The 17214-nt window shown below is 59.0% G+C and carries 20 protein-coding genes; 19 read left to right on the forward strand and 1 reads right to left on the reverse strand.

From position 1 onward, the window contains the following. Nucleotides 1-89 precede the first annotated feature (89 nt). On the forward strand, nucleotides 90-641 hold the full coding sequence (locus PMI32_RS24495; RefSeq protein ID WP_008025488.1) for a glycine zipper 2TM domain-containing protein: 552 nt from the start codon (nucleotides 90-92) through the stop codon (nucleotides 639-641). 241 nt (nucleotides 642-882) lie between these two features. Here PMI32_RS24495 and suhB read toward each other — a convergent pair whose 3' ends face one another. After that, nucleotides 883-1701 (reverse strand): type III secretion system regulator SuhB, encoded by an 819-nt coding sequence (gene suhB / locus PMI32_RS24490; RefSeq protein ID WP_008025490.1) that lies wholly within the window; start codon nucleotides 1699-1701, stop codon nucleotides 883-885. A 146-nt stretch (nucleotides 1702-1847) separates the two neighbouring features. Between suhB and trmJ the strand changes: the two genes are divergently transcribed. From trmJ to bamB, 18 genes are all read left to right on the forward strand, one after another. Then, nucleotides 1848-2618: a tRNA (cytosine(32)/uridine(32)-2'-O)-methyltransferase TrmJ gene (gene trmJ / locus PMI32_RS24485; RefSeq protein ID WP_008025492.1), complete on the forward strand. Its 771-nt coding sequence runs from the start codon at nucleotides 1848-1850 to the stop codon at nucleotides 2616-2618. Nucleotides 2619-2620: 2 nt separating this feature from the next. Then, complete coding sequence (gene cysE / locus PMI32_RS24480) at nucleotides 2621-3397, forward strand: serine O-acetyltransferase (protein WP_008025494.1); 777 nt, start codon at nucleotides 2621-2623, stop codon at nucleotides 3395-3397. Nucleotides 3398-3635: 238 nt separating this feature from the next. Next, nucleotides 3636-4127, forward strand: a complete 492-nt coding sequence (gene iscR / locus PMI32_RS24475; protein ID WP_007903581.1) for a Fe-S cluster assembly transcriptional regulator IscR — start codon at nucleotides 3636-3638, stop codon at nucleotides 4125-4127. A 50-nt stretch (nucleotides 4128-4177) separates the two neighbouring features. Continuing rightward, nucleotides 4178-5392, forward strand: coding sequence for an IscS subfamily cysteine desulfurase (locus PMI32_RS24470; RefSeq protein WP_008025496.1), 1215 nt, complete (start codon nucleotides 4178-4180; stop codon nucleotides 5390-5392). Nucleotides 5393-5478: 86 nt separating this feature from the next. Next, nucleotides 5479-5865, forward strand: coding sequence for a Fe-S cluster assembly scaffold IscU (gene iscU, locus PMI32_RS24465; RefSeq protein WP_003443374.1), 387 nt, complete (start codon nucleotides 5479-5481; stop codon nucleotides 5863-5865). A gap of 34 nt (nucleotides 5866-5899) precedes the next feature. Further along, the gene (iscA, locus tag PMI32_RS24460) at nucleotides 5900-6223 is read left to right on the forward strand and encodes an iron-sulfur cluster assembly protein IscA (protein ID WP_003227904.1); all 324 of its coding nucleotides are present in this window, start codon (nucleotides 5900-5902) and stop codon (nucleotides 6221-6223) included. 8 nt (nucleotides 6224-6231) lie between these two features. Next, nucleotides 6232-6753, forward strand: a complete 522-nt coding sequence (gene hscB / locus PMI32_RS24455; RefSeq protein WP_008025499.1) for a co-chaperone HscB — start codon at nucleotides 6232-6234, stop codon at nucleotides 6751-6753. A gap of 51 nt (nucleotides 6754-6804) precedes the next feature. Next, nucleotides 6805-8670: a Fe-S protein assembly chaperone HscA gene (hscA, locus tag PMI32_RS24450; protein ID WP_008025501.1), complete on the forward strand. Its 1866-nt coding sequence runs from the start codon at nucleotides 6805-6807 to the stop codon at nucleotides 8668-8670. Then, nucleotides 8670-9011, forward strand: a complete 342-nt coding sequence (fdx, locus tag PMI32_RS24445) for an ISC system 2Fe-2S type ferredoxin (RefSeq protein WP_008025503.1) — start codon at nucleotides 8670-8672, stop codon at nucleotides 9009-9011. The genes hscA and fdx overlap by 1 nt, the downstream gene beginning before the upstream one ends. A 14-nt stretch (nucleotides 9012-9025) precedes the next feature. After that, nucleotides 9026-9226 carry a Fe-S cluster assembly protein IscX gene (iscX, locus tag PMI32_RS24440; RefSeq protein WP_008025505.1) on the forward strand — a complete coding sequence of 67 codons (201 nt, stop codon included), beginning with the start codon at nucleotides 9026-9028 and terminating at the stop codon, nucleotides 9224-9226. Between the two features lie 88 nt (nucleotides 9227-9314). Next, a complete protein-coding gene (ndk, locus tag PMI32_RS24435) occupies nucleotides 9315-9740 on the forward strand; it encodes a nucleoside-diphosphate kinase (protein WP_007916882.1) in 426 nt (141 codons plus the stop codon). Between the two features lie 28 nt (nucleotides 9741-9768). Further along, complete coding sequence (rlmN, locus tag PMI32_RS24430) at nucleotides 9769-10911, forward strand: dual-specificity RNA methyltransferase RlmN (RefSeq protein WP_008025507.1); 1143 nt, start codon at nucleotides 9769-9771, stop codon at nucleotides 10909-10911. A 17-nt stretch (nucleotides 10912-10928) separates the two neighbouring features. Next, nucleotides 10929-11687 carry a type IV pilus biogenesis/stability protein PilW gene (pilW, locus tag PMI32_RS24425; protein ID WP_008025510.1) on the forward strand — a complete coding sequence of 253 codons (759 nt, stop codon included), beginning with the start codon at nucleotides 10929-10931 and terminating at the stop codon, nucleotides 11685-11687. After that, nucleotides 11687-12763: a RodZ domain-containing protein gene (locus tag PMI32_RS24420; RefSeq protein WP_008025512.1), complete on the forward strand. Its 1077-nt coding sequence runs from the start codon at nucleotides 11687-11689 to the stop codon at nucleotides 12761-12763. Before pilW ends, PMI32_RS24420 begins: the two co-directional genes overlap by 1 nt. A 3-nt stretch (nucleotides 12764-12766) precedes the next feature. Continuing rightward, nucleotides 12767-13876, forward strand: coding sequence for a flavodoxin-dependent (E)-4-hydroxy-3-methylbut-2-enyl-diphosphate synthase (ispG, locus tag PMI32_RS24415; RefSeq protein ID WP_007903603.1), 1110 nt, complete (start codon nucleotides 12767-12769; stop codon nucleotides 13874-13876). A gap of 23 nt (nucleotides 13877-13899) precedes the next feature. Next, on the forward strand, nucleotides 13900-15189 hold the full coding sequence (gene hisS, locus PMI32_RS24410; RefSeq protein ID WP_008025514.1) for a histidine--tRNA ligase: 1290 nt from the start codon (nucleotides 13900-13902) through the stop codon (nucleotides 15187-15189). A 42-nt stretch (nucleotides 15190-15231) separates the two neighbouring features. After that, nucleotides 15232-15873, forward strand: a complete 642-nt coding sequence (locus tag PMI32_RS24405; protein ID WP_008025516.1) for a tetratricopeptide repeat protein — start codon at nucleotides 15232-15234, stop codon at nucleotides 15871-15873. Beyond that, nucleotides 15866-17017 carry an outer membrane protein assembly factor BamB gene (bamB, locus tag PMI32_RS24400; RefSeq protein WP_032828591.1) on the forward strand — a complete coding sequence of 384 codons (1152 nt, stop codon included), beginning with the start codon at nucleotides 15866-15868 and terminating at the stop codon, nucleotides 17015-17017. Before PMI32_RS24405 ends, bamB begins: the two co-directional genes overlap by 8 nt. The last annotated feature ends 197 nt before the right edge of the window (nucleotides 17018-17214 follow it).

Genomic DNA, 17214 nt, shown 5'->3' on the forward strand with positions numbered 1-17214 from the left:
AAGGCGCGAGTTGAACTCGCGCCTTTTTTTATGCTCCAAGGCTGGGAGAAGCACGGGTTTATCCCGCATGTGATGGTCAGGAGGTTCATGTGAACAAGTCGATGCTGGTTGGTGCTGTACTGGGTGCTGTCGGTGTGACTGCCGGGGGTGCTGTGGCCACCTACAGCCTGGTAAAAAATAACGGCCCCGAGTATGCGCAAGTACTCGCCGTTGAGCCGGTCAAGACGCAAATCAAGACTCCACGTGAAGTGTGCAAGGATGTAGCGGTCACCCGGCAAGCGCCGGTGAAAGATCAACACCAGATTGCCGGTACGGTGGTGGGTGCGCTGGCAGGTGGTCTGCTGGGTAACCAGATCGGCGGCGGCACCGGCAAGAAAATTGCCACGGTTGCGGGCGCGGTTGGTGGTGGTTACGCCGGCAACAAGGTTCAGGAGGGCATGCAGGAGCGTGACACCTACACCACGACGCAAACTCGCTGTAACACAGTGAATGACATCAGCGATAAGGTTGTTGGGTACGACGTTCGTTATTCGCTGGACGGCAAGGAAGGCAAGGTGCGGATGGATCGTGATCCGGGCAACCAGATTCCGGTGGATAAGGAAGGTAAGTTGATCCTGACGCAGAATGAACAGGCGCATTGATGAGCTGATTGTCAGCCGCTGAAAAAGAAGCACCCTTCGGGGTGCTTTTTTTGTGCCCAAAATTCACGCATCCCCTGTAGGAGCCGGCTTGCCGGCGATAGCGGTATAACTGTCGACATAAATGTTGAATGCCAGACCGTTATCGCCGGCAAGCCGGCTCCTACAGGGGGTGGTGTTGTCAGGGACAAATTCCGGGCATAAAAAAAGCACCCCGCAGGGTGCTTTTTCTGTCGCTGGAAGCTTAGCGCTTCAGCGAGGCCGGCAGGTGCGGCTGGATCGCCGTCAGCACTGCCTTGAAGCACTTGGTGTTGCCGGCAACGATGTGGCCTTTCTCAAGGAAATCGTGACCGCCGGTGAAGTCGCTCACCAAACCGCCAGCTTCCTGGATCAGCAGGGCGCCTGCAGCCATGTCCCACTCGGACAGGCCCGACTCCCAGAATGCGTCGAAACGGCCGGCAGCCACGTAGGCCAGGTCCAGGCTCGCCGAGCCAGCGCGGCGGATGCCGGCGGTCTGGCCAACCAGGGCGCGGAACATGCCCAGGTAGTTGTCGAGGTTGTCCATCTGGTCGTCACGGAACGGGAAGCCGGTGCCCAGCAGGGCGCCGTCCAGGCTGGTGCGGCCGCTGACGCGCAGGCGACGACCGTTCAGTTGAGCGCCGCGACCACGGCTGGCGGTGAATTCTTCCTGGCGAACCGGGTCCAGAACAACAGCGTGTTCCAGGCGACCGCGGTATCTGCAGGCGATGCTGACAGCGAAGTGAGGAATGCCGCGCAGGAAGTTGGTGGTGCCGTCCAGCGGATCGATGATCCACAGGTATTCTTCGCCTTCGATCCCGGTGCCGGCGTGCATGCCGGTTTCTTCACCCATGATCGAGTGGTTCGGGTAAGCCTTGCGCAGCGCGTCGATGATTTTCTGTTCAGCGGCGCGATCCACCTCGGATACGTAATCCTTGGCGTCTTTTTCGTCGACCTTGATGGTATCCAGGCGCTCGATGGAGCGGAAGATCAATTCACTGGCGCTGCGGGCGGCGCGCAGCGCGATATTCAGCATGGGCTGCATGGATGTGTCACCTAAGGTTGTTAAAGAAAGCCGGGCATTCTATCAGAACTTTTCTACAGGTGAAGGTCAGTGTTCGCTTTCATAGCTTAACGGTAGGTTGAGCTGTAAGATTCTGCTCCCCATTAAAGTGTTCGAGAGCGCCTCCCTTGCTGCAAAACATTCGTGTCGTCCTGGTCAATACCAGCCACCCCGGCAATATCGGCGGGGCTGCGCGTGCCATGAAGAACATGGGCCTGTCGCGGCTGGTGCTGGTCGAACCACGGTTGTTCCCGCACCACGAGGCCGATGCCCGTGCATCCGGCGCCGGGGACATCCTTGAAAACGCGCAAGTCGTCGCCACTTTGGAAGATGCCTTGGTCGGCTGCAATCTGGTGCTCGGCACCAGCGCCCGTGACCGGCGCATTCCCTGGCCGCTGCTCGATCCCCGCGAATGCGGGACGAAAGTGGTCGAGGAGGCCGGGCAGGGCGCCGAAATCGCCTTGGTATTTGGTCGTGAAGATTCCGGCCTGACCAATGAAGAGCTGCAGCGATGTCATTATCACGTGCACATCCCATCAGACCCTGAGTTCAGTTCGCTGAATCTTGGGGCGGCGGTGCAGGTGTTGAGCTATGAAGTGCGCATGTCCTGGCTCGCGGCCCAAGGCCAGCCGAGCAAGGTCGAGAAGGAAGAAGTGGCATCGGTCAAAAGCGCTGAGCTGGCGACCATGGATGAGCTGGAGCGGTTCTATGAGCACCTGGAGCAAACCCTGGTGGCCATCGAATTCCTCGATCCGGAAAAGCCACGGCACTTGATGGCGCGCCTGCGTCGGCTGTACGGACGAAGCTCGGTCAGCCGGGCGGAAATGAATATATTGCGTGGCATCCTCACGGAAACCCAGAAAGCGGCCCGTGGTGAGCTTCTAAAGCGGAAGGATTAATGATGTTCGAGCGTTTGCGTGAAGATATCCAGAGTGTTTTCCATCGTGACCCGGCGGCGCGTAACGCTTTTGAAGTCCTGACTTGCTACCCGGGCATGCACGCCATCTGGATCCACCGGTTGTCGGCGGCCTTGTGGCGCGCCGAGCTGAAGTGGCTGGCGCGGCTGGTGTCGAACTTCGGTCGCTGGTTGACCGGGATCGAGATCCATCCGGGCGCCAAGGTCGGTCGTCGGTTCTTCATTGACCATGGCATGGGCATTGTCATCGGTGAAACCGCTGAAATTGGCAACGACGTCACCCTTTATCAGGGTGTGACGCTGGGCGGCACCAGCTGGAATAAAGGCAAGCGTCACCCGACACTGGAAGACGGTGTGGTGGTGGGGGCTGGTGCCAAGGTGCTCGGTCCGTTCACCGTGGGGGCCGGAGCCAAGGTCGGTTCCAATGCCGTGGTGACCAAGGCTGTGCCGCCCGGTGCGACAGTGGTCGGCATTCCAGGGCGGATCATCGTCAAATCCGATGAAGAGCAGGACGCCAAGCGCAAGGCCATGGCCGAGAAGATCGGTTTCGATGCCTACGGTGTTGGCGAAGACATGCCGGACCCGGTGGCGCGCGCCATTAACCAATTGCTCGATCACCTGCAGGCTGTTGATGGGCGTCTGGAGGGGATGTGCGGGGCGTTGAAGGATCTGGGCAGTAATTACTGTGCGAAAGATCTGCCTGAACTGCGCGAAGAAGACTTTGCGTGTGTGAAGGATAAGGATCAGAGCCAGGCCAGCTAGACCGAGTCGACAGCATCGTGAGCAGGCTCACTCCTACATTTGAAATGCGTTTCCCTGTAGGAGTGAGCCTGCTCGCGATGAACGATGACTCGGTATTGCTGGCTGTAACCGCCCAGCCTTTGTTATGATGCGGCCGCTCTTTTGCGGGTAAACCTGACTAAAGTACTAGGTCTTATAGTTGACTTAAATACTCGGGAATTGCATACTCGCCCCATTCCGAACTCCGTGGTAATTGTCCATGCGACTGACTACAAAAGGCCGATACGCCGTGACCGCCATGCTTGATCTGGCGTTGCATGCGCAGCACGGGCCCGTGTCCCTGGCCGATATCTCCGAGCGCCAAGGCATCTCCCTGTCCTACCTCGAACAGCTTTTTGCCAAATTGCGCCGCAGCAATCTGGTGTCCAGCGTCCGTGGTCCGGGCGGCGGTTACCAGCTGTCCCGCGACATGCAGGGCATCCAGGTCGCCCAGGTGATCGATGCGGTAAACGAATCGGTCGATGCCACCAAGTGCCAGGGGCAGGGCGATTGCCATCAAGGCGACACCTGTCTGACCCACCACCTGTGGTGCGACCTGAGCCTGCAGATCCACGAATTTCTGAGCGGTATCAGCTTGGCTGATCTTGTTACTCGCCGTGAGGTACAAGAAGTAGCCCAGCGTCAGGACCAGCGTCGTTGCAACAGCAAGGCGCCGCGCCTGGACAAGATTGAAGCGTCCGCCGTCGAATGACAGCCAAAGAGCTAGCGGCACGCCAGCCAGCCTGATTTAGGAGATAGTCCATGAAATTGCCGATTTACCTTGATTACTCTGCGACCACCCCGGTTGATCCGCGTGTTGCGCAAAAGATGAGTGAATGCCTGCTGGTCGACGGAAACTTCGGTAACCCGGCGTCCCGTTCCCACGTGTTCGGCTGGAAAGCTGAAGAGTCCGTCGAAAACGCCCGTCGTCAGGTCGCAGACCTGGTCAACGCCGATCCGCGTGAAATCGTCTGGACCTCCGGTGCCACCGAATCCGACAACCTGGCAATCAAGGGTGCGGCGCATTTCTATGCGACCAAGGGCAAACACCTGATCACCACCAAGATTGAGCACAAGGCTGTCCTCGACACCATGCGCCAACTGGAGCGTGAAGGCTTCGAAGTGACCTACATCGAGCCTCGCACTGACGGTCTGGTTACGCCGGAAATGATCGAAGCTGAACTGCGTGACGACACCATCCTGGTTTCGGTCATGCACGTGAACAACGAAATCGGCACCATCAACGACATCGCAGCCATCGGCGAACTGACCCGCTCCAAAGGGATCCTGTTCCACGTCGACGCCGCTCAGTCCACCGGCAAGGTCGAGATCGACCTGCAGAAGCTGAAAGTCGACATGATGTCGTTCTCCGCCCACAAAACCTACGGCCCTAAAGGCATCGGCGCGCTGTACGTCAGCCGCAAGCCGCGTGTGCGCATCGAAGCGACCATGCACGGCGGCGGTCACGAGCGCGGCATGCGTTCCGGCACCCTGGCGACCCACCAGATCGTCGGCATGGGTGAAGCCTTCCGCGTAGCCAAGGAAGACATGGCTGCCGAGAACGTGCGCATCAAAGCCTTGAGCGACCGTTTCTTCAAACAGGTCGAAGACCTGGAAGAGCTGTACGTCAACGGCAGCATGACCGCCCGCGTTCCGCACAACCTGAACCTGAGCTTCAACTACGTTGAAGGCGAGTCGCTGATCATGGCGCTCAAGGATCTGGCTGTTTCGTCCGGTTCGGCTTGCACCTCGGCTTCGCTGGAGCCTTCGTACGTACTGCGCGCCCTGGGCCGCAACGACGAACTGGCGCACAGCTCGATCCGTTTCACCTTCGGTCGTTTCACCACCGAAGAAGAAATCGACTACGCCGCGCAGAAAGTCTGCGAGGCCGTTACCAAGCTGCGCGCTCTGTCGCCGCTGTGGGACATGTACAAAGACGGTGTCGACATTTCGAAAATCGAGTGGGCGGCACACTGATTTCAAGTCGCCGCAAACCAGGCCCTGTAAACTTAAGGTAGGCAGGGCTTCAAGAGCGACTCTCTGATGAGTGAGGATTAAGAATCATGGCTTACAGCGAAAAGGTCATCGACCACTACGAAAACCCGCGTAACGTCGGCAAGATGGACGCGGAAGACCCGGATGTCGGCACCGGCATGGTCGGCGCTCCGGCGTGCGGCGACGTGATGCGCCTGCAAATCAAGGTCAACGAGCAAGGCATCATCGAAGACGCCAAGTTCAAGACCTACGGTTGCGGTTCGGCTATCGCCTCCAGCTCCCTGGCGACCGAGTGGATGAAAGGCAAGACTCTGGATGAAGCAGAGACCATCAAAAACACTCAACTGGCCGAAGAACTGGCTCTGCCGCCGGTGAAAATTCACTGCTCCGTACTCGCTGAAGACGCTATCAAAGCGGCCGTTCGCGACTACAAGCAGAAGAAAGGCTTGATCTGATTTTCAAGATTTTGCGACGAGTAAGGAGTCACCGATGGCTATCAGCATGACAGAAGCGGCTGCTCGACACGTGCGACGCTCCCTCGACGGGCGCGGCAAAGGTGAAGGGATTCGTCTGGGTGTTCGCACCACGGGCTGTTCCGGCCTTGCCTACGTGCTGGAGTTTGTCGACGAGGTGGTTGCCGAGGATCAGGTGTTCGAAAGTCACGGCGAGAAAGTGATCATCGACCCGAAAAGCCTGGCCTACCTGGACGGCACCGAGCTCGATTTCGTCAAGGAAGGGTTGAACGAAGGCTTCAAGTTCAACAACCCCAACGTACGCGGTGAATGTGGCTGCGGCGAAAGCTTCAACATCTGAGGCTTCTTGTGGGTACTCCTTGTCATTTCGCTTTATTTGAGCTGCAACCGAGTTTCAATCTGGACCTCGACCAGCTGGCTACGCGCTACCGTGAGTTGGCGCGCAGTGTTCATCCAGACCGTTTTGCGGACGCTTCCGAGCGCGAGCAACGGCTGGCGCTAGAGCAATCCGCGAGCCTCAACGAGGCCTACCAGACGCTCAAAAGTCCCCCGAAGCGCGCGCGATACCTGCTCGCCCTGAATGGTGGCGAGCTGCCGCTGGAGGTCACGGTGCATGATCCGGAGTTTCTTCTGCAACAGATGGAGTTGCGCGAAGAGCTCGAAGACCTGCAGGACAGCGCCGACCTGAATGGCGTTGCCGTCTTCAAGCGTCGTTTGAAAGTTGCTCAGGAAAAACTGAACGACAGTTTCGCAGCCTGTTGGAATGATGCAGCGCAACGTGAACAGGCCGAACGCCTGATGCGGCGCATGCAGTTCCTCGACAAGCTCACCTACGAAGTGCGCCAGTTAGAAGAGCGCCTCGACGATTAACCCAGTGCCGCTCCGGTCGCACGCCTGATATACAGATAAGTCCTGATCACGATGGCCCTACTGCAGATCGCCGAACCCGGCCAAAGTCCTCAACCGCACCAGCGTCGTCTGGCTGTGGGGATCGACTTGGGCACTACCAATTCGCTGGTCGCTGCATTGCGCAGTGGTCTTTCCGAGCCTCTGGCCGACGCTGACGGGCAGGTCATCCTGCCGTCCGCCGTGCGTTACCACGCCGATCGCGTCGAAGTGGGCGAGTCGGCCAAGCTGGCTGCCGCTACCGATCCGTTGAACACCGTGCTGTCGGTCAAGCGCTTGATGGGTCGTGGTTTGTCCGACGTCAAGCAATTGGGCGAGCAACTGCCGTACCGCTTTGTCGGTGGCGAGTCGCACATGCCGTTCATCGAAACCATTCAGGGGCCAAAAAGCCCGGTCGAAGTCTCTGCCGATATCCTCAAGGTATTGCGTCAGCGCGCTGAAGCGACATTGGGTGGCGAACTGGTGGGTGCGGTGATCACCGTTCCGGCCTATTTCGACGATGCTCAGCGTCAAGCCACCAAGGACGCGGCCAAACTGGCCGGCCTCAACGTGCTGCGTTTGCTCAATGAGCCGACCGCCGCTGCCGTGGCTTACGGTCTGGATCAACATGCTGAAGGCCTGGTCGCGATTTATGACCTGGGCGGCGGCACCTTCGATATTTCGATTCTGCGCCTGACCGGCGGTGTGTTCGAAGTGCTGGCCACCGGCGGCGACAGCGCCCTGGGCGGCGATGACTTCGACCATGCGATTGCCGGCTGGATCATCGAGAGCGCCGGTTTGTCCGCCGATCTCGATCCGGGTGCGCAACGTAACCTGCTGCAAACTGCCTGCGCGGCCAAGGAAGCGCTGACCAATGTTGCGGCCGTTGAAGTCGCTTATGGCGACTGGAAAGCCGAGCTGACTCGCGAAGCTTTCAATGCGTTGATCGAGCCGATGGTTGCTCGCAGCCTGAAAGCCTGCCGTCGCGCGGTGCGTGATTCCGGCGTCGAGCTGGAAGACGTGCACGCGGTGGTCATGGTCGGCGGTTCGACCCGTGTGCCTCGCGTTCGTGAAGCCGTCGCTGAAGCCTTCGGTCGCCAACCGCTGACTGAAATCGACCCGGATCAAGTGGTGGCCATCGGTGCCGCGATCCAGGCCGATACGCTGGCCGGCAACAAGCGCGATGGCGGCGAACTGCTGTTGCTCGACGTGATTCCGTTGTCCCTGGGGCTGGAAACCATGGGCGGCCTGATGGAGAAGGTGATTCCGCGCAACACCACCATTCCCGTCGCTCGTGCCCAGGATTTCACCACGTACAAAGATGGCCAGTCGGCCATGGCGATCCACGTGTTGCAGGGTGAGCGCGAGCTGATCAGCGACTGCCGCTCCCTGGCGCGCTTCGAGTTGCGCGGCATTCCGGCGATGGTCGCCGGTGCAGCGAAGATCCGCGTGACCTTCCAGGTTGACGCCGACGGTCTGCTCAGTGTCTCGGCCCGTGAGTTGGGTTCGGGTGTTGAAGCAAGCATTCAGGTCAAGCCGTCCTACGGTCTGACCGACGGCGAAATCGCCAAGATGCTCAAGGATTCGTTCCAGCACGCCAACGACGACAAGGTCGCCCGTGTACTGCGTGAGCAGCAGGTCGATGCCCAGCGCCTGATCGAAGCGGTGCAAGCCGCTCTCGAAGCCGACGGCGAGCGTTTGCTCGACGCCGAAGAACGCATGGTCATCGAATTGCAGATGCAGGAACTGACCGAACTGATGAAAGGTGCCGATGGTTACGCCATCGAACAGCAGACCAAGCGTCTGTCGCAAGTCACCGACGCCTTTGCTGCCCGCCGCCTGGACTCGACGGTGAAAGCCGCGCTGGCGGGGCGCAATCTGAATGAAATCGAGGATAACTGATGCCGCAGGTCATTTTTCTGCCACACGAGAAGTTTTGCCCGGAAGGCATGGTGGTCGAGGCTGAGCCCGGTACATCGATTCTCGAACTGGCTCATGAGCACCACATCGAGATGGAAAGTGCCTGTGGCGGCGTTTGCGCCTGTACCACTTGTCACTGCATCGTTCGAGAAGGGTTTGATTCGCTGGAAGAAGCGGATGAACTGGAAGAAGATTTCCTCGATCGTGCCTGGGGTCTGGAAGCTCAATCGCGTCTGGCCTGCCAGGCGATCGTCGGGACTGAAGACCTGACCATCGAGATTCCGAAGTATTCGCTCAACCACGCCGCCGAAGCGCCGCACTGATTCAAGGAACTGTCATGAGTCTCAAGTGGACTGATGTGCTGGAAATCGCAATCCAGCTGGCTGAAAGCAAGCCCGATGTTGACCCTTTGTCGGTCAACTTCGTCGATCTGCGCAAGTGGGTGATGGAATTGCCCGAGTTCGACGACCTGCCTGAGCATTGTGGCGAAAAGATCCTCGAGGCCATTCAGGCCCACTGGATCGAAGAACGCGACTGAGCCACGCTGCAGGTTAGGCAATACCCAAGAACCCGCGTATAATTCGCGGGTTTAATTTTTCACAAATTACCGTTTCTGGAGTTACACCATGGCTGTTCAACGTACTTTCTCCATCATCAAGCCTGACGCTGTTGCTAAAAACGTCATCGGCGAGATCACCACTCGTTTCGAAAAAGCAGGCCTGCGCGTTGTAGCTTCGAAACTGAAGCAACTGTCCAAAGCCGAAGCTGAAGGCTTCTACGCTGAGCACAGCGCTCGTGGTTTCTTCGGCGACCTGGTTGCTTTCATGATCTCCGGTCCTGTTGTTGTTCAGGTTCTGGAAGGCGAAAACGCTATCGCTCTGAACCGTGAGCTGATGGGCGCTACCAACCCTAAAGAAGCTGCTGCCGGCACCATCCGTGCTGACTTCGCTGATTCCATCGACGCCAACGCTGTACACGGTTCGGACTCCGAAGCCGCTGCTGCTCGCGAAATCTCGTACTTCTTCGCAGCTACTGAAGTAACCACTCGCTAAGCATTGGCTTAAGAGTGAAGGTGAATCCATGACTACATCGACTGTAAAAACCAACCTGCTGGGTCTGACTCAACAGGAAATGGAAAAATTCTTCGACTCAATCGGGGAGAAGCGTTTCCGTGCCGGTCAGGTAATGAAATGGATTCACCACCTTGGCGTCGATGATTTCGACGCCATGACGAACGTCAGCAAGGCCCTGCGCGACAAGCTCAAGGCCATTGCCGAAGTTCGCGGTCCTGAAGTCGTCAGCGAGGACATTTCCACCGACGGCACCCGTAAGTGGGTGGTGCGCGTGGCGTCCGGCAGCTGCGTCGAGACCGTTTACATTCCCCAGGGCAAACGCGGCACTCTGTGCGTTTCGTCCCAGGCAGGCTGTGCCCTGGATTGCAGTTTCTGCTCCACCGGCAAGCAAGGTTTCAACAGCAACCTCACCGCCGCCGAAGTCATCGGCCAGGTGTGGATTGCCAATAAATCGTTCGGCAGCATCCCGGCGACCGCCGACCGTGCCATCACCAACGTGGTGATGATGGGCATGGGCGAGCCGCTGCTGAACTTCGACAACGTCGTTGCGGCCATGCATCTGATGATGGACGACCTGGGTTACGGCATTTCCAAGCGCCGTGTGACCCTGTCGACCTCCGGCGTGGTGCCGATGATCGATGAGCTGTCCAAGCACATCGACGTCTCCCTGGCGTTGTCCCTGCACGCACCGAATGACGCATTGCGTAACCAATTGGTGCCGATCAACAAGAAATATCCGCTTAAGATGCTGCTCGAGTCGTGCCAGCGCTACATGTCGTCCCTGGGCGAAAAACGCGTGCTGACCATCGAGTACACCTTGCTCAAGGACATCAACGACAAGGTTGAACATGCCGTTGAGATGATCGAGCTGCTCAAGAACATCCCGTGCAAGATCAACCTGATTCCGTTCAACCCGTTCCCGCATTCCGGTTACGAGCGTCCGAGCAACAATGCGATTCGTCGCTTTCAGGATCAGCTTCACCATGCAGGTTTCAATGTCACCGTGCGCACCACCCGCGGTGAAGACATCGATGCCGCGTGTGGCCAATTGGTAGGGCAGGTGCTGGATCGCACCCGTCGCAGTGAACGTTATATCGCCGTGCGCGAGTTGAGCGCCGACAACGATATGGCTTCGAACGCTGCGAAATAATTCAAGAGAGGATCTCTATGTCCCTGCGCTTTGCGCTGCTTTTGCTGTTGGCCAGTCTTTGTACTGGCTGCGTCCTGTCGGGCGATTTCAATCCGATGAAGACCAGCAAGGGCCGCGATGAAGCGCGAGTTGCCTACGTGCAACTGGGCTTGGGCTATTTGCAGCAGGGCATGACCGAACGCGCCAAGGTCCCGCTGAAAAAGGCCTTGGAGCTGGACGGTTCGGATCCTGACGCCAATGCCGCATTGGGTCTGGTGTTTCAGGCCGAGATGGAGCCGGAGCTGGCGGATGAGCACTTTCGCAAGGCGCTATCTTCCCGCCCCAACGATGCCCGTATCCTGAATAATTACGGCAGTTTTCTTTTCGAACAGAAACGTTATAAAGAGGCTTACGAGCGCTTCGAGCAAGCCGCTGCCGATACCCTGTATCCTGAGCGTTCGCGAGTGTTCGAGAACCTGGGCATGACCGCTTCCAGGCTTGGCCAGCGTGATCTGGCCCAGCAGCAGTTGGAAAAAGCTTTGCGTTTGAACCGTCAGCAACCCCGTGCATTGCTGGAAATGGCTGAGTTGTCTTACGAAGACAGGCATTATGTGCCCGCGCGTGACTATTACGACCGTTTTAGCCTGCTCACCGAGCAAAATGCACGTAGTCTATTGCTCGGCGTTCGGCTGGCAAAAGTGTTCGAAGATCGCGACAAGGCAGCCAGTTATGGCCTGCAACTAAAACGACTCTATCCCGGTACGCCGGAATATCAGCAATACCTGTCGGAGCAATGATGAAAGCGGCGCATCCCGAAGTTGTAGCAGCGAATCGCGTTAACCCCGGTGAAACTTTGCGCCAGGCCCGCGAAAGCAATGGCTGGTCGCTGGCCGAAGTGGCCCTCAAGCTCAACCTCACCGTTAATTCCCTGAGTAATCTGGAAGCCGGCGCATTCGACAAGCTGCCGGGGCATACCTTTGCCCGCGGTTATATTCGCGCCTACGCCAAATTGCTCGGCATGGACCAGGCCGTTCTGGTTCAGCAATTCGACCAATCCACCGGTACCGACTCTCAGGGCGCCAACGTCCACAGCCTGGGTCGCATCGAAGAGCCGGTTCGGGTTTCCCACACTATTTTGCGAATCGTCAGCTTGCTGTTGCTGATCGCGGTGATCGGCGGCGGTTTCATCTGGTGGCAGGATCAAACCTCATTGCGCACCAAGGACCTGATCAGCCTGAGCCCGGAGCACGTTGAAGTCGAAGGCGCCGACGGCACCACCCAGATCCATCCGCTGGACGAGCCGGAAGACCAGGCTGTCGCGGAAGGTCAGGCTGAAAGTTCGACCGCGCTCGTATTGCCGCAAGCCGAGACTTCGACTGAAGCGCCGGCTGAAGCTGAACCCGCTGCGCCTGTGGTCGCTCCGGCCGCACCGGCTGCCCCGGCGCCAGTTGCACCGACACATAACACCGCACCGGCCGCTCCGGCACCCGTTGCCCCGGCGCACAGCACCGCGCCAGTTGTCGCGCCTGCGGCCCCGACGGCTCCGGTTGTGTCGACCCCGCCTGCAACCGCCTCGGTGACGCCGACCATTCCTGCTCCGGCAGCGGCTGCTCCGGTTGCTCCGGTTGCCGGCCAAGGCCAGGTTCAACTGCAATTCACCGCTGATTGCTGGACACAAGTCACCGACGGCACTGGCAAAGTGCTGCTCAGTGGTCTCAAGCGCAAAGGCGAAACCGTTTCCCTCAGTGGTAAGCCGCCATTTGCCGTGCGTCTGGGCTTCGCCCGTGGCGCGCAGGTCAGCTACAACGGTCAGGTGGTTGATGTCGCTCCATTCACCAGTGGCGAGACTGCTCGCCTGAAGTTGGGTCAATAAGTCATGCACGGCGAATCTCCAATCAAGCGTCGCGAATCCCGGAAAATCTGGGTCGGTAACGTGCCTGTTGGCGGCGATGCGCCCATCGCTGTGCAGAGCATGACCAACAGCGACACCAATGACGTTGCCGCCACCGTCGCCCAGATCAATCGTCTGGAAGCCGCTGGCGTCGATATCGTGCGGGTTTCCGTACCGGACATGGACGCCGCCGAAGCCTTCGGCAAGATCAAGCAACTGGTCAAAGTACCGTTGGTGGCCGACATCCACTTCGACTACAAGATCGCTTTGCGCGTAGCCGAACTGGGCGTTGATTGCCTGCGGATCAACCCGGGCAACATCGGTCGTGAAGACCGCGTGCGTGCGGTGGTCGATGCCGCCCGTGATCGCGGGATTCCGATCCGCATCGGCGTCAACGCCGGTTCCCTGGAAAAAGACCTGCAAAAGAAATACGGCGAGCCGACCCCGGCCGCACTGGTCGAATCTGCCCTGCGTCACGTCGAGCACCTTGAGCGCCTGAACTTCCAGGACTTCAAGGTCAGCGTGAAAGCCTCCGACGTGTTCATGGCCGTCGCTGCTTACCGCTTGCTGGCCAAGGAAATCGTCCAGCCGCTGCACTTGGGCATCACCGAAGCCGGTGGTTTGCGTTCAGGCACAGTGAAATCCGCCGTGGGCCTCGGTATGCTGCTCGCCGAAGGGATTGGCGATACTATCCGCATCTCGTTGGCGGCCGACCCGGTCGAGGAAGTGAAAGTCGGCTACGACATTCTCAAATCCCTGCACCTGCGTTCCCGTGGCATCAACTTCATCGCCTGCCCGAGCTGCTCGCGGCAGAACTTCGATGTGGTCAAGACCATGAACGAGCTGGAAGGACGCCTCGAAGATCTGCTGGTGCCGCTGGATGTCGCGGTCATCGGTTGCGTGGTCAACGGGCCGGGCGAAGCCAAGGAAGCCCATATTGGCTTGACTGGCGGCACGCCAAACCTGATTTACATCGACGGCAAGCCGTCGCAGAAACTGACGAATGACAATCTGGTGGATGAGCTTGAACGCTTGATCCGCCAGAAAGCGGCCGAGAAGGTCGAAGCTGACGCAGCTGTAATCGCTCGCGGCTGATCGAACGAATTTAAGGATTTAAAGTGAGCAAGTCTCTGCAAGCCATTCGTGGCATGAACGACATCCTGCCCGAACAGACTCCCCTGTGGCGTCATTTCGAGGGCACCGTTTCGCGTCTGCTGGATAACTACGGTTACAAGCAGATCCGCATGCCGATCGTCGAGTTCACCGAGCTGTTCAAGCGCTCGATCGGTGAAGTGACCGACATCGTCGAAAAAGAGATGTACACCTTCGAAGACCGTAACGGCGATTCGCTGACCCTGCGCCCTGAAGGCACAGCGGCTTGCGTGCGTGCGGTGCTCGAGCACGGTATCACTGGCGGCGGCCAGGTGCAGAAACTCTGGTACATCGGCGCGATGTTCCGCCACGAACGTCCGCAGAAAGGCCGTTATCGCCAGTTCCACCAGATCGGTGTCGAAGTGTTCAACCTCGACGGTCCGGACATCGACGCTGAGCTGATCGTGCTGACCTGGCGCCTGTGGGGCGAGCTGGGCATCCGTGATGCGGTCAAGCTCGAGCTCAACAGCCTGGGCACCAGCGAATCCCGTGGTCGTTATCGCGAAGCGCTGGTCGAGTTCCTGTCCGCTCACCTGGACAAGCTCGACGAAGACAGCCAGCGTCGTCTGAAGACCAACCCGTTGCGCGTTCTGGACACCAAGAACGCCGACACTCAAGCGATCCTGGTCGACGCGCCGAAAATGGCCGACTACCTCGACGACGAATCCCGCGTGCACTTCGAGGGCCTCAAGGCTCGCCTGGACGCCGCCGGTATTCCTTACGTGATCAACCCGAAGCTGGTACGCGGGCTGGATTACTACAGCAAGACGGTTTTCGAGTGGGTCACCGACAAGTTGGGCGCTCAAGGCACCGTGTGTGCCGGCGGCCGCTACGACGGTCTGGTGGAACAGATGGGCGGCAAGCCGACCCCGGGCGTTGGTTTCGCCATGGGCATCGAGCGTCTGGTGCTGCTGCTTGAAACCCTGGAGCAGATCCCGGAAGAGATCTCCCGTCAGGTCGACATCTATCTCTGCGCATTCGGCGAGGCTGCCGAGTTGGCGGCCCTGACGTTGAGCGAGAAGGTGCGCGATCAGTTGCCCAACCTGCGCCTGCAGATCAATGCCGGCGCCGGCAGCTTCAAAAGTCAATTCAAGAAGGCCGACAAGAGCGGTGCGCTGTACGCGCTGATCCTCGGTGACGACGAAATGGCCCAGCAAGTGGTAGGTTTCAAACCCCTGCGTGGCCAGGGCGAACAACAAAGCATTGCCTGGGATGCGCTTGCTGCACACCTGGCCACCTGCGTCGTGCAGGGTTGAAGCTGTCATAAACAGCCGATTTAGCGATTAAGGAGTATTGGGGTGTCGAGTACCGAAGACGAACAGCTGGCGGATTTGAAGGACTGGTGGACACGCAACGGCAAGCCCCTGGTCACTGGCGGCCTGTTGGCGCTGGTCATCGTGTTCGGCTGGCAGGCCTTTCAAAAGTATCAGAGCAATCAGTCGCAAGGCGCCTCGATGCTCTATCAGCAATTGCTCGAAACCACGCTGACGCCCAGCGGCAAGCCTGATGCCGCCCGTGTTTCGGACCTGGCCGGCAAGCTCAACAGCGAATTTGGCGGCAGCGCCTACGCGCAGTACGGCAGCCTGTTCGTGGCGAAAGTCGCGGTCGACAGCGGCAAGCTGGACGACGCTGCCACCGAGCTGAAAGCCATCGTTGCCAAACCGGCCAACCCGGCACTGGGCGAAATCGCCCGTCAGCGCCTGGCGCAGGTACTGGCCGCGCAGAACAAGGTCGATGAAGCGCTGAAACTGCTCGAAGGCGATGCCGATAAAGCATTCCTCGCCACCCGCGAAGAACTCAAGGGCGACCTGCTGGTGCAGTTGGGTCGTACCGACGAAGCGCACGCTGCGTATCAAAAAGCCAAGGCGGCACTGTCGGATGAAGCGGCAGTCGGTGGCCTACAAATCAAGTTGGACGATCTGGCCAAAGGGGATGCGTGACGTGATCCGTTGGAAACATGCAGCATTGCTGGCTCTGGCCGTTTTGGCCGCGGGTTGCAGCAGCAACAGCAAAAAAGAATTGCCGCCTGCCGAGCTGGTCGACTTCAAAGAAGAAGTGGTCCTGCAAAAGCAGTGGAGTCGTTCGATTGGTGACGGTCAGGGCGAAACCTACAACATGCTGGTTCCGGCGATCGATGGCGATACCATCTATGCCGCCGACGTCACTGGCGTGGTGATGGCGATGGATCGCAGCAATGGCGACGTCAAATGGAAGAAAGACCTCGAACTGCCAGTTTCCGGCGCCGTTGGCGTAGGTTATGGCCTGCTCGTGATCGGTACGACCAAGGGCGAAATCGTTGCGATGGACGCCACCAACGGTGAAGAGAAATGGCGCGCTCGCGTGTCCAGTGAAGTTCTCGCGCCGCCGGCCAACAACGGTGACGTGGTGGTTGTTCAGACTCAGGACGACCGTCTGATCGGTCTGGATGCCTCCACCGGCAACCAGCGCTGGTTGTATGACAGCACGCCTGCGGTCCTGACCCTGCGTGGCACCAGTGCGCCGATCGTGACCAACCGCCTCGCGGTGGCTGGCCTGTCGACCGGTAAAGTGGTTGCGCTCGATATCTCCAACGGCGTGCCGGTGTGGGAACAGCGGGTTGCGATCCCGCAAGGTCGTTCGGAACTGGAGCGCGTTGTCGATATCGACGGTGGCCTGCTGCTGTCCGGCGGTACCTTGTACGTCGCCAGCTATCAGGGTCGCGTTGCGGCACTGGACCTGGAAAGCGGTCGTCAGCTCTGGCAGCGTGATGCTTCCAGCTATGCCGGCGTTGCGCAGGGCTTCGGCACTGTGTACGTGAGCCTGGCTTCGGGCACCGTTGAAGGCGTTGACGAGCGTTCCACCACAGCTTTGTGGAGCAACGACTCGCTGGCTCGCCGTCAACTGTCGGCTCCAGAAGTGTTCTCCAGCTATGTTGCAGTCGGTGACATGGAAGGCTATGTGCACCTGCTGAGCCAGGTGGACGGTCGTTTTGTCGGCCGCGAACGCATCGACAGCGACGGCCTGCGTGCCCGTCCGCTGGTGGTGGGTGACACGATTTATCTGTATGGCAACAGCGGCAAACTGGAAGCCCTGACCATCAAGTAACGACTATGCTTGGGGTTTAACCCCCAAGCGGCTTCACTGTATGTAGAACTGTAGGAGCGAGCTCGCTCGCGATGGACGTCAACGATAACGTTGGCATCCTGGAAAAACGCGGTGCCATTGCGTTTTTCGCGAGCAGGCTCGCTCCCACAAAAAACGCACAGTGATTGCCCCGAGCACCAGCCGCTGCCTCGCAGCGG

The organism is Pseudomonas sp. GM60, from assembly GCF_000282415.1.
In the GTDB taxonomy this organism is placed as follows: domain Bacteria; phylum Pseudomonadota; class Gammaproteobacteria; order Pseudomonadales; family Pseudomonadaceae; genus Aquipseudomonas; species Aquipseudomonas migulae.